The following is a 14,999-nucleotide window of genomic DNA, read 5'->3' as shown; positions in this document are numbered from 1 at the left end:
CGGCGATGGCGGAAACGCCAGTTATAAAAATCAGAATTGAAAACCACCTGTTTATTCCGGCAGAAATCGAAGTACCTGCTGGTAAGAAAATCAAATTGATAATAGAAAATAAAGACGATACACCAGAAGAGTTTGAGAGTTATCCACTCAACCGGGAAAAAGTGATTGTTGGTAAAGGGAAAGCTGTGGTCTTTATCGGGCCGCTGGAGCCGGGCGAATACCCCTTCTTTGGTGAGTTTAATCCCAAGACAGCCCAGGGCGTAATCAAGGTGAAAAAGCCATGATGCTGACAGCGGTGATTATTGTTTTGAGGGAAGCGTTGGAAGCGGCCTTGCTAACCAGTGTACTGCTGGCTTTAAGTCGACTGTTGATGTTGTCTTATCGCTGGTTTGCCCTGAGCCTTCTGTTGGGGATAGTCGGTGCTTGCATCTATGCCCTTAATATGAGTTCGGTCAGTGAGTGGTTTGATTACCGAGGTCAGGAGCTGGTGAACGGTCTGTTGCAGCTGTTCAGCTTTTTGTCTGCAGTAATGGTGGTGATTTTTGTTGGCTTGTTCGGAAACCAATCACTGTTGAAGAATTGGCCAATCAAATTGGTTCTGGCGATCACCATGATGATGGCCGTGATACGGGAAGGCGCCGAGATATTTATTTATGTTCAGGGTTTTCTTGGTGACTCCGAAAAATTTGGATCTGTTCTCACCGGTGGTTTGGTAGGCGCTGCAATTGGAGCGAGTATCGGAGCCATTTTGTATTACTCGCTGGCTTTTAATAACAGTCAGCGGGCTATTTTGTGGTGCCAGTTGGTGTTGGCTGTGGTGGCAACCGGTATTCTCAGCCAGGTTGTACCCTTGTTTGAGCAAGTGGATATTCTTCCCTCTACTGAGCGGCTTTGGGATAGTTCGTTGTTTATTGACGAGCAGTCGCTGTTGGGGCAGCTTCTGTATGCCATAGTCGGTTATGAAGCAACGCCATCACTGTATCAGTTGGTTGTCTATATTGCGGGTATTGCTGCCTTTGTGGCGGCTCTGGTTATTTTCCAGAAACGAGTGCGATAAATGAAAACAAAACTTTTTGCTTTTCTAGCCGGCGGACTATTTGTGGCATCGGCCTGGGCGGATGGCAATACTATCGACAAAATTTATACGCCCTATGTGCAGCCCTTGGAAAAGGAGCTTGAATACCAACTGTTGGTTGAACGGGATGATCCCGAAACGGAAGACCAGCGTTTGCGTCATAAATTTGGTTTTGGCTCGGCGGTATCTGAGCACTTGTTTGTTGAAGGTTACGCACTCTTTTCTGATACAGATAATCTGGAGCATGAGGGCTATGAGCTGGAATTTCGTTATCAGTTGACTGAGCAGGGTGAATACGACTCGGATTGGGGAGTCATGTTTGAGCTGGAACGAGAATCTGAAGATGATAAATGGGAGGCGGCTGTTGGCTTGCTCAATACACGTGAATGGAAAAACTGGCTGATAACCACCAACTTGTTTGTTATTCGTGAATGGGGCAGCCATATAGATGCGGAGCTGGAGACTACAGCGGCACTACAGGCCAAGTATCGGCAATCCCCGAACTTTGAGCCAGGACTGGAATTGTTTGTCAGTCAGGATACGTTAGCCATTGGGCCGGCATTCTCCGGGCAGTGGAAAACCACTACTTCCGATAAATTGCTGTGGCAGTTTGGTGTCTATTGGGGTGTTAAGGATGAAACACCAGACACCACTGTAAAGTTCCAATTGGAATATGAATTCTTTTAATAATCAATAAGTTACCTGTCCTAGTGGTGCCTTAAGCCTCGTTTAAGGTTATTTGGTGATACTCACCTCATGGAAACGATGAGGTGATCTATGAGCTTCCAGGCCAAGCGTACTGAATTTACTACCGGCGATAATCTACGCAATCGTTCGAGTATCGATGCTGTACTGCCAGCTGCGAATCAGCATCCGCTGATGCCGGTGGCAGAGACGTTTACACTATGTGGCTTGATGTCAGATGAGCCTCTGCGGATTCAACGTTGTTTGGCGTCTGATTACGAGCGTCAGGAAGTTTCCGATTTTATCAGTTCAGTCTATTACGCCGTTCATCATGCAGTGCTTAAGGCTTTTATGCCTGAGTTATTCAGTATTCGAGATAGTAGCTATCAGCTGGTGGCTGCTGTTGGCTTACGTCCTATCCAGGATGAGCCAATTTTCCTTGAGCAATACCTGACCTGCCAGGTAGAGAAGTGCATCCGTCCTTTTGCTGGTCGTGATGTCCCTCGCCAATCTATTGCAGAAGTGGGAAACCTGGCATCGATCTCTGCAGGATCGGGCCGAAACCTGATTGCCTTTCTTGTCCACTACATGGCCGAAAATCAGATCGACTGGGCAGTGTTTACCGGTACCAATGCAGTTCGGGGTGCACTGACCAGAATGGGAATTACCTACCATATGATTGAAAAAGCTGATCCAGAGCGACTTGGCGAAGATCGGCTCTTGTGGGGAAACTACTACAACAACAGTCCATTTGTTTTGGGAGTCAATATCCAATTGGCTCACCAGGTTCTTAAGGATAAATACCATTACGGACGCTGCCCGCTATGAAGGGAATTCTGGAGCGTATTTTTTATTTTGCTGAACAATATCCTTTGGCTGAGGCCGTAGTTACGCCGTCAGAAATCATCAGTTATTCAGAGCTTGTAAGCCGAGTAGAGTCAGTGAAAGACGAACTTCTTTCACTGAAAGTGAAACGGCTGGGTATTCAGCTGGAAAATTGCCTTGACTGGATTGTGCTGGATCTGGCCGCAGCCAGAGCTGACGTTGTTGTAGTTCCAATTCCACTGTTTTTCAGCGATGAGCAAGTTGGACATCTGATTGCAGATAGTCAGCTGGATACTGTTTTCATTAACCCGAAAAGTAAAAGGATTCTGTCTGATGATATAAAGCTTTCATCGTTATATATGAAGGGTTTGTATCTTCGCCTTCTAACTAGTCCATCAAACCGCACAGATCCCAAAGTCAGAAAGGTTACATACACTTCAGGGAGTACAGGCAAGCCTAAAGGAGTTTGTCTGGGCGATGACTCTCTGGATGCAATTACCCGCTCTTTATCTGACGTATTAAATATATACAAGGTCAAGCGTCATATCAGCCTGATTCCTTTTTCTACGCTACTGGAAAATATCGCTGGCATTTATGTCTCGCTTTCCCGGGGCTGCAGTGTAGTGGTTGACGATGTGGCTGAGTTTGGTTTGTCCTCAAATCACCAGTTTGATGTGGATGCTTTCTGCCGGGCAGTCGAAAAATACCGGGCAGAGATTGTGGTTTTGCTTCCCCAGATGTTGAAGGCAATCGTTGAGAAGGCTGATATTGAAAGGTTGACCAGCTTGAAATTTATTGCTGTCGGTGGTGGTAAAGTTGCTCCAGATCTACTGTTGCACTGTCAAAAGTTAAAGTTGCCGGTTTTTGAAGGCTACGGATTGTCCGAGTGTGCATCAGTGGTATGCATTAATACACCGGATGAACATCGCATTGGTAGTGTTGGTAAGCCGCTTCCACATTTGAAAATCAGTATTGCTGACAATGACGAAATTTTGATTTCCGGGCCAGTCATGCAAGGTTACCTCCACGATCAAGGCACTGACAATGTATCTCACAATATTATTCATACTGGAGATGCCGGATATCTAGATAAAGACGGCTACCTGCATATAACCGGTCGAATCAAAAACACCATTATTAGCAGTTTTGGACGGAATATTTCACCGGAGTGGGTGGAATCCATTTTCCTGGGGGACAAAGCCATTCAGCAAATTGCTGTATTTGGTGAATCTGAGCCATTTTTATCGGCGGTCATCTACAGCGATGTTTCTGACACCGGGCAGGAACTGGATATGATCATTGATCGTATTAACAGACAGTTGCCGGATTACGCCCAGGTGTTGAGGTGGCACCTGTCCAAACAACCATTCTCGGCAAGTAACGGCTGCCTGACCGAAAACGGCAAGCTCAATCGTCAAAGAATCTATCAACAGTTTTCCAATAATCTGGAACAGCGGGAGAGAGCTGTATGACGACAACCCTATTAATGAAAAAAATGTCGACCCCACTAATTGAAATTCGCAATGCGCTGCGCAGTGATGGCTGGATATTGCTGCGGGACGAGGATTACTCCCTGGAAAGTTTCAGTGAGTTGATGCTTGCCTTGTGCAAAAAATTAACATTTGATCCAGCGCGCCAGTACGCCTCGCGCCAGACTCAATCCGTCGATGCCGGTACTGTCGCTGTAGGACTTCATATTGAAAATGGTAATACACCATTGCCCCCGGACGTGGTGGCATTTCACAGTGCACTCAGTGCCAGTCGCGGTGGACGAACCACGGTCTGTGACGGCGCAGTGGTTTACCAGGGAGTGCCAAAAGATTTGCAGGAAAAGTTCACTCAGTCGATGACATCGAGCCGCTATCTGCCAAAAGCTCTCTGGCAACGCTATGTCGCCAATGCGTTTGATGTGGATGATCCAGAGCAGGTTACACGGAGTGATCTTGATCGATTGCTGAATGCCATCCCTGGCCAACAAGCAGAAGATGCCGATGACGGCGGTGTGATTTATCAGATGCGGTTTGATCCGGTTCGAAACGACAATCTTTCCAATATCCCGGCTTTTGCCAATGCCATTCTCGGGCCGTCCTACAACTACCAAACCCCAGAATATCGTTTTTCGGATGGCACGATATTGACCAAAGATTTGATTCAGGAAGTAGCAGAGCTTTGCGAGAAATTTACTCAGGAAATCGCCTGGCAAAATGGCGATGTTGCCATTATTGATAACAAACGGGTGATGCACGGCCGTCGCGAAATTCTGGTGCCCTTGTCGGAGCGTAAGCTTTATATCGGCATGGGCCTCGGTTTAAACGATTAACAAACGGATAATATGATGTCACAACAATCATGTGCAGTTCTGATTGGTGCAACTGGCGGAATCGGGCAGGCTATAGCTGAGCAATTATGCAAGCAGGGAAAACCTCTGGTTCTGGTAGGGCGTAACGAACACAAGCTGGAGTCATTAAGAAAGCGACTGCGGGAACTCTATCCACTTGTTTATACCATAAGTCGTATCTGTGATATCTCCAGCGCAGAGGATCGTCAACAGCTTTTAAATGTTGTTGAACAGCTGCCGATGGGAGTCGATTTGTTGATTAATAACGCCGGCATTAACCATTTGGCACTGTTTGAGCAGCAATCGGATGAGGAAATTTCCGAAATTATTCAGATAAACAGCGTCTATCCACTGTTATTACTGAAACTGTTTCTACCCTACTTTTTACAGAGAGATAAACCGGTGCAAATCATCAATGTCGGATCGACCTTTGGTGCCATCGCCAGCCCCGGTTTTGTTGCCTATTCCGCCAGCAAGTTTGCCCTGCGAGGTGCCACTGAGGCACTGGGTCGCGAATACGCCGATACCCCTGTACGCATTCGTTACTTCTCGCCTCGTGCGACACTCACTGACCTGAATAGTGAACAGGTGGTGTCCATGAACCGGGCAATGAAAGTACAGATGGATCCACCGGAGAGGGTTGCCAAAGAGCTGGTTAATTTTCTGAACAATAGAAAATCGATTTACTACGTCGGTTGGCCGGAGAAGCTGTTTGTGGTCATCAATCAATTGTTGCCCAAGCTGGTCAGCTCGGAATTTCGAAAGTCTCTGCCACTGATCAGAAAGTACGCCTCTGAGAAATCTTCTTAAATCACCCTGACCTTATTGCAATCCCGCGTTTTTATCCCCATCGGATGCCCCTGTTTCCTAGGCAGGGGATTTTTTTCTTAAGACATTCGATAAAGTAGAACAAAATCTTCGAAAATCACGCCTTTTATCCTGAAGAATAGAGTCTAAACTCATAGTGGTAATTCACTATTTGAGGAAACTGTAATGACCGATTCCATGAGCTGCAAAAATTTGGCAAGCGTCACCAACCTGTTGGGGCGTATCGGCCTTGGGTTAATCTTCTTTCTGGCGGGTTTGAGCAAACTGCAAAACTATGAAGGAAGTGGCCAGTATATGGCGTCAGTGGGGTTGCCGGAGTTTCTATTGCCTTTGGTGATCGCCTTTGAACTGATTGGGCCAGTGATGCTGGTATTGGGATATCGCACCTGCATTGTGGCATTGGCTTTTGCCGGCTTCAGTGTGCTGTCGGCAATCCTGTTTCATTCCAACCTTGGGGACCAGATGCAATTTATTATGTTCTTCAAAAATATAGCCATTGCCGGCGGGTTCTTGATTCTTGCAACAAGTGGCTCTGGCGCCTGCAGTCTGGATGCCAAACGCCGCAGTTAAAGTGAGCAGGTTTCGGGAGGATGGTATGCCATCCTCCCTTTTTAATGTTTGAGGGAAAGATATGGCTAAAACTACGTTCGAACAGTGGCGAATGTTTAAAGCAGTGGTGGATCACGGAGGCTTTAACCAGGCGGCCGAGGCAATTCATAAAAGTCAGTCCAGTGTGCATCATGCTGTTAGAAAGCTTGAAGAACAGCTCGGAATTGAATTGTTTGAGGTGCATGGACGCAAAACTATTCTTACGCCGCATGGTGAGTTACTGCTATCTCGCGGTAATTATTTGCTGGATGAATTATCCCGTGTAGAGGCGGTGGCCGAATCGCTCAGTAACGGTGTGGAATCAAGTCTTGTCATAGCAGTTGATGAAGCCTTTCCCCATGAGATTATTTACAAGGTAATGGAAAATGTCTCGGCAAAGTTTCCCCTGTTGAAAATTGAGTTGTTGGAAACGGTGTTGTCTGGGAGCAATGATTTGATTGAACGCAATGAGGCTGCATTGGGAATTTCGCCAATTGCGATTGCCGATGGTTTAAATGAAGAGTTGATGCGGGTTCAGTTTATTGCGGTCGCCGCACATAACCATCCGCTGCTGGCAATGAATCGGGAACTAACCGCGAATGACCTGAAAACCTGTCGCCAGATTGTCGTTCGTGATTCGGCTTTGGCGCGAAAAGCCAGTGCCGGATGGTTGGGCTCTGAGCAACGCTGGACGGTTAGTCATGTACGTACTTCCCTGGATCTGGTGAGTAAGGGATTTGGTTTTGCCTGGCTGCCAGAGCCACTGGTACAACCCTATCTGGAAATTGGTGAATTAAAGGAATTGCCACTGGCGCAAGGCAGGCAGCGAAGTATTGCGTTTTATCTCAATTACGCTGAATTGGATACACTGGGTCCAGCGGCGAGAGAGTTTATGGGGGAGCTGCGCGTGCAGACTATGCCTTACACCAAAGCTGATTTGTGCGAGTAGAAGATTCAAAAAATCGAATCAATCGTTACAAAATATCCAATTTTTTATCGTCGTTATCATCGCTAACATGGTTGTCATTCAACCAGTATTTGAGGAGCGATCAGATGTTTTACTATCGACCAGCAAGTGAGCGTGGCAGGGCCGATTTTGGTTGGCTGCAAAGCAATCACAGCTTTTCCTTTGGCAACTATTTCGATCCCAAACATATGGGAGTATCAATGTTGCGAGTGATTAACGACGATACCGTTGCACCGGGTGCCGGTTTCGATACCCACGGTCATCACGACATGGAAATTATCTCCTATGTGCTTGAAGGTGCGATTGAACATCGCGACAGCATGGGCAACCAGTTTGTTGTTCCTGCTGGTGAAGTGCAGAGAATGACAGCGGGCACCGGCATCACGCACTCGGAATTTAACCACTCGCAAAGCGACCCACTGAAATTTCTGCAAATATGGGTAATCCCCAACAAGCGTGGATTAACACCCGGCTATGAGCAGAAAGAGATTGTGCAAAATGGCAGTCTGACACCATTGGTGACGCCAGATGGTCGCGAAGGTTCGCTGATGATGCATCAGGATGTCAGTATTTCACGGCTGGTATTGGCTGCTGATGAATCAATTACGATTGATACTGGTGAAGGACAGAGTCGTCGCGCTGGATACCTGCATGTGATCAACGGCGGCGCCAAAGCTGCGAATTACAGTTTAGTGGAAGGCGATGGCTTGGGTGTTATTGGCGAGCCCTTGTCAGTTAAAGCTGGCGATCAGGGGATCACTGCGTTGTGGTTTGATTTGCCTCCGGCGCAGTTTCCTTTGCGGGATGCCAGCTGATGGAAGCGTTGTGGTATAGCCCGCTGTTTTGGGGTTTGGCGATAGCCGGTGTCATTCTCACCGGTATTTCCAAATCCGGATTTGCTGGTGGAGCCGGTGTAATGGCAGTTCCTTTGTTGGCTTTGGTTATGCCGGTTCCCGCCGCAGCGGCATTGATGTTGCCATTGCTGATAGTGATGGATGCAAAAACGGTTCATTACTATTGGCGCAGTGCCAGTAAATCGGAATTGCTTCATATCGTGCCAGCAGCCTTGCTGGGTATTGGTTTGGGTGGTTGGCTGATGGGCAGTTTATCGTCGGATTGGCTGCAGCGCATTCTGGGTATTTTTTGTGTGCTGTTTGCCTGTTGGCAGCCATTGGCGTCGATACTTGGGCGTATTCCCGGAGGCGGCTGGTTGTGGGGTGCAGTGTCTGGTGTCAGTAGTACATTGCTTCATGCTGGCGGGCCGCCAATCAATATTTACCTGGTTGCTCGGGCATTGCCCAAGCCGTTATGGCTGGCTACTGCCAGTCTATTTTTTGCGGTAATGAATTTGGTAAAAGTTATACCCTACGGATTGCTGGGACAGTGGAAATCCGAATTGCTGTTGATGGCCGCGCTGCTTTTACCTGCGGCTTTGGTGGGTGTCTGGCTCGGCCATCGTATTCAGCGACGCATCAATGAGCGTCAGTTTATGCAGTGTTGTCGAGTACTGTTATTGCTTTCGGGAATTTCTTTGTTGGTGAAAGGGTTTATCTAGCTTGGGTGCCGGACATGAACAGGGTATGGCGTGCCGTGACACGTCGTACTCCTTATAGGTAAAGAGTCATCCATGGGGACTCGAGGCCAGCATCCATGCTGGCCACGGTCACGGCACGCCATACCCTGTTCATGTCTTTCAACATCTGCAGAGCCGTTAGGAATATTTTTTACTTCGGTGGATCCACCCGATTGGCCGTTGATGTATTGACCCTGAACCAACCGGCAATGGAGTGACGATCCCGCTGGGCTGGCAGTACTTCGTGAGGGAAATCTTCACTGAGAAATACCGCCACGGTGCCAAAACCGGGTGTCACTTTCAGGCCTTCGCTATCCTGCTCGTCGCGGTATAACACCAGTTCGCCGCCATCCTCAGGCCCCCAGCCGGGGTTGAGATAGACCACCAGGGACAAAATCCGGTTGGCCTGGCCTTTAAAAGCATCCAGATGACGTTTGTAAAAGTCGCCGGGGCGGTAGTGGGCAAAGTGGCTCTCAAAAGAGAACAGTCCCAACAGTAATCGACGATTTAAAAATTGTTGCAAGCGTCCGGCCCAATCCAGCCACTGCTGGCCAGCGGACGATTCACCATTTATCCAGCAGATTTCATCGCGGCGTACAAAACCGTTGAGGTTGTGATCCTGCTCGCGACCAATACCAGCACGTATAAATGCCGAGTCGTCCATCTGTTGCAGGTGGATGAACAGATTGTCAGCCAGAGATTCCGGCAGCGATGCGGGGTTAACGCTGAAGCCTTTTTCTCGCAGGTCACGGGCAATGGTTTCAAACAGCGCTTCGTCACTACCCTCGCCATTCTGGCAGGCAATTGAGCCAAGTATGTTCAATCAGGTTGATCTCAAAAAAGTTGAAAAGGCCGTTCAGGTAGAAAGGTCGATGGCTAGATTGAGGCCACTGGGTACCTGTGATGGGCAGGGTGACTTTATAGGGCGAAATGACGCCAACGGCAAGCAAATAATACAGTGAAGAGGGGCTAAACAAGCGCCGCTCACTATGATGGAGCGGCGCTTTGCAGGGTGAAGTTAGGGGTAGGTATAGCCTGCCTGGAAGCCTAGTGGCAGGCCCAGTCCCCAATAAGCGACCAGGAAAATGGTCCAGCTCAGCAGGAACACCAGCGAATAGGGCAGCATCATCGATACCAGGGTGCCGATACCTGTGCTCTTCACATAGCGTTGGCAGAACACTACTACCAGCGGGAAGTACGGCATTAACGGAGTAATGATATTGGTGGATGAGTCACCCACCCGATAAGCAGCCTGAGTCAGTTCCGCAGAGAAGCCTACCTGCATCAGCATTGGTACGAAGATTGGTGCCAATAACGCCCATTTGGCGGATGCGGATCCGACAAAGATATTCACAAAGCCCACCAGCAGGATAATGCCAAACAGGGTTATGCCACCGGGCAGTGCCAATGCCTTCAGACCGGCAGCACCTTTCAATGCCAGCAACGCACCGATGTTGGAATCGGAGAATGCCTTGATAAACAGTGCGCAGAAAAACGCCATCACTATGTAGTAACCCATGTCGCGCATTGAGCCGCTCATGGCGTCGATCACGTCTTTGGAGTTTTTAAAAATCCCTGACATGTAACCGTAAATTACGCCTGGCATCAGGAAAAACAGGAAAATCAGTGGCACGATGGATTTCATGATCGGCGCGCCAAAAGAGTTCAGCGAGCCGCTGGCATCGCGGAATGGAGAGTCGGCGGGCAGAAGGGCGAATACCAGTAACACCGCACCAACGAGCATACTTAATGAGGCTACCAAAAACGCCTTGCGCTCTTTGGCGCTGACGTTGCTCAGGTCTTCCGGCTCTTCGATATCGTCATTCAGGGGTGCAGTGCGCTTGAGGCGTGGCTCCAGCACTTTATCGGTGAGGAACCAGCCCAACAGAATAATCAGCAGACAGGAGCTGGCAGTAAAAAAGTAGTTACAGAGTGGGTTGACCAAATACTCGGCATCAATGATTTGCGCGGCCGGTTGGGTAAAGCCCTGTAGCAAAGGATCCAGTGCTGACGGAACCGGGTTGGCACTGAAGCCACCAGATACACCGGCAAAGGCTGCTGCAATGCCCGCCAGCGGGTGGCGTCCGGCGGCGTGGAAAATTATCCCCCCCAGCGGAATGACCAGCACGTAACCGGCATCTACGGCGCTGTGGCTGAGAATGCCGATAAAGATCACCATCGGAGTGAGCAAAAAGCTGGCAGTGCGGCTGAGCAGTAGCTTCAGGCCGGTGTTGATGAATTTGGACGCATCGGCCACTCCAACACCCAGCATTGCCACCAGCACCACACCAAGGGGCGCAAAACTGGTGAATGTCGTAACCATGTTGGATAGAAACGCCGCCATTTCGGTTCCGTTGAGCAGGTTTTTAACCTGCAGGGCTTCACCGGTTTGCGGGTTGATTTCATCGAACTGAACACCGGACAACAGCCAGGAGAGCAGCCAGACTATGAGCATGGCAAACAGAAACAGCATCGCGGGGTCGGGTAACTTGTTACCGATGCGCTCGACGCCATTAAGCATACGTCCTAAGAAGTTTGGGGATGAATTGGTACTGTCAGAGGTGGACATAACGGTTCTCCCAGCAATTTGTATTGTTATCGACTGTTTTGAACTTATTGGAGAGTGAGCTTAACACAGCGCCTTGAACTATAAAGAATACAGACCATTCACTATCTCTAATTAGAAAGCATCAGGGAAATTTATGGCCAGGAAGCGAAAGGAGCGGGACAGCCTGGGTGAAGTCTGGGTGCCTGCCGATGCGCTCTACGGAGCACAAACCCAGCGCGCTATCGATAATTTTCCGGTCAGTGGCCAACCTATGCCGGAAGCCTTTATTCGTTCATTGCTGGATGTTAAAGCTGCTGCCGCCAAGGCTAATGGTGAGGTTGGGGCTCTGCCCAAGCTGATGGTAGCGTCGATAGTTTCTGCCTGCGACAAGCTGCTGGAGTCAGCATCTTTGATGCAGCACTTTCCGGTGGATGTATTCCAGACCGGTTCCGGTACCAGTACCAATATGAATGCCAATGAGGTGATTGCCGAGTTGGCGAGTGGAATATTGTCCAGCACTGTAAACCCTAATGATCATGTGAATTGCAGCCAGAGCAGCAATGATGTGATTCCTACGACTATTCACGTCAGTGTAGCCAGGGAAATCAACAGCCAATTACTACCTGCACTGGCCCACCTCGTGGAGGTAATTGATCAGAAAGGTAAAACGGTTAAGCAGTATTGCAAAACCGGTCGTACCCATTTGATGGATGCGATGCCGGTGACTATGGCGCAGTCGTTAAGCGGTTGGTCAGCACAGGTTCGTCAGAATAGTGAAAATTTGACGCAGCGTATGCCGAATCTTTTGCAGCTTGCACAAGGCGGCACTGCAGTGGGTACCGGTGTTAATGCTGACCCGGATTTTGCTGCCAGTTTTTGTCGATTCCTGAATGAGCGGACAAAGTTACAGTTTTTGCCAGCATCAAATCGATATGCCCTGATCAGCTCCCAAAATACAGCAATTGAACTCTCGGGAGAGCTTAAGGCAATTGCGGTATCCATCCTGAAAATTGCCAATGATCTGCGCTGGATGAATTCAGGGCCGTTAGCAGGTTTGGGTGAAATTACTCTTGAGTCATTACAGCCGGGATCATCAATCATGCCCGGCAAAGTTAACCCGGTAATTCCCGAAGCGGCTGCCATGGCAGCGGCACAAGTAATAGGTAACGATACAGCCATCACTATTGGTGGTCAGTCGGGAAACTTTGAGTTGAATGTAATGTTGCCAATGATTGCCCGTAATCTGTTGGAAAGTATCACTTTACTCAGCAACTCGGCGCGCCTGCTGGCTGATAAAGCTATCGCCGGTTTTACAGTCAACGAACAACGTTTGCAGGAGTCACTGCACAGAAATCCGGTGCTGGTTACTGCGCTTAATCCGATTATCGGCTACGAAATGGCGGCGAAAATTGCCAAGCAGGCATACAAAGACGGGCGGCCAATTATTGAGGTTGCTTTGGAAAAGACAGATCTTAGTCGGGAGCAGCTGGAGCGGCTGTTAGACCCCAGGCGGCTGACAGGTGATTAGGGTGGGAAAAACCTGAAGATTATTTTCTACCAGAAACGAAAACGGCCACTAAACGTGGCCGTGCGTTTCCGTTGCCGGTGTCTGTCCTGACACACCATCCGTAGTAGCTTTCCCTGGCTCGGCTTCACAACAATCCTGTCGTCTTCCCTGTCACTCCCTGCGACGGTGTATATAGTTTCATAATTTCCCCTTAGTACACATCGGAAGAAAACTGATTTCTTTGTAGGAAATATCTCCATTTTCAGTTGGCATAAAGCGCACACTACTATTGCGGGGTACCTGGCTCGCAGAAGCAGGAGGAGTTGGGGTGAGTGTCGGCCTTGGCCCAGGCAACCTGAAACGCCTGCCCGACACTGGAAGCTTCCTCATCTTTCATTTGGGCAGCCAGAGCCAACCTTAAACCCAGTAATCCCCAGCCGTTATTGCGATTGTGGGCCAGATCCTCACGGTATATTGTTTCAGCCTCGGCAAACCGGCCATCTGACATCAGCAGTGCCCCCAGGGCATGTCGAACCGGCAGCATCCAGCCGGGTGGCTCGTCATATATCAGTGCATCTTCAGCGGCAATACCCTCACGCAGTCTTGCGTATGCGGCCTCTTTTTTGCCTTCGCGGAATAACAGTTCGCCCTCGATCATGGCGTTAGCAATAGGCAGTACTTTGGAGACCTGGTTGTTAAAGATGAACCATTCGGGGGGAATCTCGCTGGCAGCCTGTTTGAATTTAGCCATCTCATCGCGAGCGTCGCTGGTTTGTCCCAGAGCCGAGTAGGCGATAGAGCGTGCGTAGCGTCGCACAGCTCGGCTAACCAACCGATACTCAGGGTAATCCGGTTCCTGGAGAATTTGATCCCATTTACCGAATCGAACCAGAACATGAAAGGTGGTGGGCATTATGCCTTCTATCAGCCCGGCAAATTCGCGCAACGGCTCTTCAGGCATCTCTGTTTCAAGTGCGCGTGCTGCAGTAATAGCGTCTTCATAGCGACCGGACATCATTGCTGCAAACGCCAGGAAATGCAGGTTGTGGGCGTAATAGACCGCGTACATCTGTGGTTCAGGCGCGCGTTCGAAATAGTTACGGTCTGCGGTTACCGCGTCCCGGTTGGAATCGACGGCATCAGCGTAGCGACCCACTCGAATAAAGATATGGGACGGCATATGTACCAGGTGTCCGGAACCGGGCACCAGATCGCGTAAGGTCTCAGCCGCAGGGACAGCTCTGTCGGGATTGTTGGATGCTTCGACCGCATGAATATAAAAATGATTGGCACCCGGATGGTTGGGGCTCATTGCCATTACAGTCTCAAGGGTCTGCACTATTTCATCGATACGACCTTTCGGGTGACCAGCTTTGTCCCAGTAATCCCAGGGTTGTAAATTCATCAGCGATTCAGCATATAACGCGCCAACATCGGGGTCGCTGGGGAATTGATGGTAAGCAAGCTCCATCGCCTGTGCATAGGCTTGATCCAGAGGTTTGCGATCATCGGGAATTGGCAACGTGTAACGCTGGTCGACAGCATTTACGAGAGCCTGCTCGACAGCGGAAGCATTACCAATGCGAGCTATTGCCATATCGGCTGCGGCTCGGGCTGCATAGGAGCGCTGTTCGGTCATTGCCGGGTCATTGATATTTATGCCGTTTGCATAGGCTATCCCCCAATAGGGCATGGGGTGATCCGGATCCGCTTGCGCTGCCTTTTCAAAGCTTCGTATCGCTTCGTCGTGATTGAAACCGTAAAGCAGCTGCATGCCCTGGTTGAACCACTGTTGAGCTTCCTTCGAATTGGTGGTGATCGGGCGCTGGTAATTCCCAAATCCCTCATACATCAGAGATTGAGTCGGCGCAGCATCGGTGGCTGGTGGGCTGTCGCCAGCTAGCTCGGATTCTTGTTTGTTGTCGCAACCGGTTATCGTAATAGACAAAAAGATAGCCGTGATCAGCGAAAAGAGAATTCGTTTGGTCATGGTAAATCTTCCTCTGATTTTCGGAAGTGGTGATAAGTATAGTTGTGAAAGTTTTGACTTTTTTGTAACTAACTTT

Annotated in this window: 15 protein-coding genes; 12 read left to right on the top strand and 3 right to left on the bottom strand. The window is 49.2% G+C overall.

The annotated features are described in order from the left end of the window. Positions 1-5 precede the first annotated feature (5 nt). The 11 genes from QP938_11170 to QP938_11120 all read left to right on the top strand — a co-directional run bounded on the left by QP938_11170 (position 6) and on the right by QP938_11120 (position 8,860). Positions 6-284, top strand: coding sequence for a cupredoxin domain-containing protein (locus QP938_11170; GenBank protein WIO75659.1), 279 nt, complete (start codon positions 6-8; stop codon positions 282-284). After that, complete coding sequence (locus tag QP938_11165; protein ID WIO73848.1) at positions 281-1,057, top strand: FTR1 family protein; 777 nt, start codon at positions 281-283, stop codon at positions 1,055-1,057. The genes QP938_11170 and QP938_11165 overlap by 4 nt, the downstream gene beginning before the upstream one ends. Continuing rightward, positions 1,058-1,762: a hypothetical protein gene (locus QP938_11160; protein WIO73847.1), complete on the top strand. Its 705-nt coding sequence runs from the start codon at positions 1,058-1,060 to the stop codon at positions 1,760-1,762. Positions 1,763-1,852: 90 nt separating this feature from the next. Continuing rightward, complete coding sequence (locus QP938_11155; GenBank protein ID WIO73846.1) at positions 1,853-2,587, top strand: thermostable hemolysin; 735 nt, start codon at positions 1,853-1,855, stop codon at positions 2,585-2,587. After that, positions 2,584-4,056, top strand: coding sequence for an AMP-binding protein (locus QP938_11150; GenBank protein ID WIO73845.1), 1,473 nt, complete (start codon positions 2,584-2,586; stop codon positions 4,054-4,056). Before QP938_11155 ends, QP938_11150 begins: the two co-directional genes overlap by 4 nt. Beyond that, the gene (locus QP938_11145) at positions 4,053-4,904 is read left to right on the top strand and encodes a TauD/TfdA family dioxygenase (GenBank protein WIO73844.1); all 852 of its coding nucleotides are present in this window, start codon (positions 4,053-4,055) and stop codon (positions 4,902-4,904) included. Before QP938_11150 ends, QP938_11145 begins: the two co-directional genes overlap by 4 nt. A 15-nt stretch (positions 4,905-4,919) precedes the next feature. After that, positions 4,920-5,732 (top strand): SDR family oxidoreductase, encoded by an 813-nt coding sequence (locus tag QP938_11140; protein ID WIO73843.1) that lies wholly within the window; start codon positions 4,920-4,922, stop codon positions 5,730-5,732. Positions 5,733-5,915: 183 nt separating this feature from the next. Continuing rightward, on the top strand, positions 5,916-6,320 hold the full coding sequence (locus QP938_11135) for a DoxX family protein (protein WIO73842.1): 405 nt from the start codon (positions 5,916-5,918) through the stop codon (positions 6,318-6,320). Positions 6,321-6,381: 61 nt separating this feature from the next. After that, positions 6,382-7,287: a LysR family transcriptional regulator gene (locus tag QP938_11130; protein WIO73841.1), complete on the top strand. Its 906-nt coding sequence runs from the start codon at positions 6,382-6,384 to the stop codon at positions 7,285-7,287. Between the two features lie 104 nt (positions 7,288-7,391). Continuing rightward, a complete protein-coding gene (locus QP938_11125) occupies positions 7,392-8,120 on the top strand; it encodes a pirin family protein (GenBank protein WIO73840.1) in 729 nt (242 codons plus the stop codon). After that, a complete protein-coding gene (locus QP938_11120) occupies positions 8,120-8,860 on the top strand; it encodes a sulfite exporter TauE/SafE family protein (protein ID WIO73839.1) in 741 nt (246 codons plus the stop codon). Before QP938_11125 ends, QP938_11120 begins: the two co-directional genes overlap by 1 nt. 169 nt (positions 8,861-9,029) lie before the next feature. Here the strand turns inward: QP938_11120 and QP938_11115 are convergent, their stop codons facing one another. Both QP938_11115 and QP938_11110 read right to left on the bottom strand, forming a co-directional pair. After that, complete coding sequence (locus QP938_11115) at positions 9,030-9,701, bottom strand: 2OG-Fe(II) oxygenase (GenBank protein ID WIO73838.1); 672 nt, start codon at positions 9,699-9,701, stop codon at positions 9,030-9,032. A gap of 195 nt (positions 9,702-9,896) precedes the next feature. Beyond that, positions 9,897-11,447, bottom strand: coding sequence for an AbgT family transporter (locus tag QP938_11110; protein WIO73837.1), 1,551 nt, complete (start codon positions 11,445-11,447; stop codon positions 9,897-9,899). 133 nt (positions 11,448-11,580) lie between these two features. Between QP938_11110 and QP938_11105 the strand changes: the two genes are divergently transcribed. Further along, positions 11,581-12,954 carry a class II fumarate hydratase gene (locus QP938_11105; GenBank protein WIO73836.1) on the top strand — a complete coding sequence of 458 codons (1,374 nt, stop codon included), beginning with the start codon at positions 11,581-11,583 and terminating at the stop codon, positions 12,952-12,954. 265 nt (positions 12,955-13,219) lie between these two features. Here QP938_11105 and QP938_11100 read toward each other — a convergent pair whose 3' ends face one another. Beyond that, on the bottom strand, positions 13,220-14,923 hold the full coding sequence (locus QP938_11100; GenBank protein WIO73835.1) for a hypothetical protein: 1,704 nt from the start codon (positions 14,921-14,923) through the stop codon (positions 13,220-13,222). Positions 14,924-14,999 lie beyond the last annotated feature (76 nt).

Source organism: Porticoccaceae bacterium LTM1 (genome assembly GCA_030252795.1).
Lineage (GTDB): Bacteria > Pseudomonadota > Gammaproteobacteria > Pseudomonadales > Porticoccaceae > SCSIO-12696.
The sequence above is the reverse complement of the archived record's forward strand: the minus strand, read 5'-3'. Positions and strand labels throughout refer to the sequence as shown.

What these genes read in the sequence shown, in the direction of transcription:
- QP938_11170 (WIO75659.1), top strand. Translation starts at nt 6, where the DNA reads ATGGCGGAAACGCCAGTTATAAAAATCAGAATTGAAAACCACCTGTTT.
- QP938_11165 (WIO73848.1), top strand. Translation starts at nt 281, where the DNA reads ATGATGCTGACAGCGGTGATTATTGTTTTGAGGGAAGCGTTGGAAGCG.
- QP938_11160 (WIO73847.1), top strand. Translation starts at nt 1,058, where the DNA reads ATGAAAACAAAACTTTTTGCTTTTCTAGCCGGCGGACTATTTGTGGCA.
- QP938_11155 (WIO73846.1), top strand. Translation starts at nt 1,853, where the DNA reads ATGAGCTTCCAGGCCAAGCGTACTGAATTTACTACCGGCGATAATCTA.
- QP938_11150 (WIO73845.1), top strand. Translation starts at nt 2,584, where the DNA reads ATGAAGGGAATTCTGGAGCGTATTTTTTATTTTGCTGAACAATATCCT.
- QP938_11145 (WIO73844.1), top strand. Translation starts at nt 4,053, where the DNA reads ATGACGACAACCCTATTAATGAAAAAAATGTCGACCCCACTAATTGAA.
- QP938_11140 (WIO73843.1), top strand. Translation starts at nt 4,920, where the DNA reads ATGTCACAACAATCATGTGCAGTTCTGATTGGTGCAACTGGCGGAATC.
- QP938_11135 (WIO73842.1), top strand. Translation starts at nt 5,916, where the DNA reads ATGACCGATTCCATGAGCTGCAAAAATTTGGCAAGCGTCACCAACCTG.
- QP938_11130 (WIO73841.1), top strand. Translation starts at nt 6,382, where the DNA reads ATGGCTAAAACTACGTTCGAACAGTGGCGAATGTTTAAAGCAGTGGTG.
- QP938_11125 (WIO73840.1), top strand. Translation starts at nt 7,392, where the DNA reads ATGTTTTACTATCGACCAGCAAGTGAGCGTGGCAGGGCCGATTTTGGT.
- QP938_11120 (WIO73839.1), top strand. Translation starts at nt 8,120, where the DNA reads ATGGAAGCGTTGTGGTATAGCCCGCTGTTTTGGGGTTTGGCGATAGCC.
- QP938_11110 (WIO73837.1), bottom strand. Translation starts at nt 11,447, where the DNA reads ATGTCCACCTCTGACAGTACCAATTCATCCCCAAACTTCTTAGGACGT.
- QP938_11105 (WIO73836.1), top strand. Translation starts at nt 11,581, where the DNA reads ATGGCCAGGAAGCGAAAGGAGCGGGACAGCCTGGGTGAAGTCTGGGTG.
- QP938_11100 (WIO73835.1), bottom strand. Translation starts at nt 14,923, where the DNA reads ATGACCAAACGAATTCTCTTTTCGCTGATCACGGCTATCTTTTTGTCT.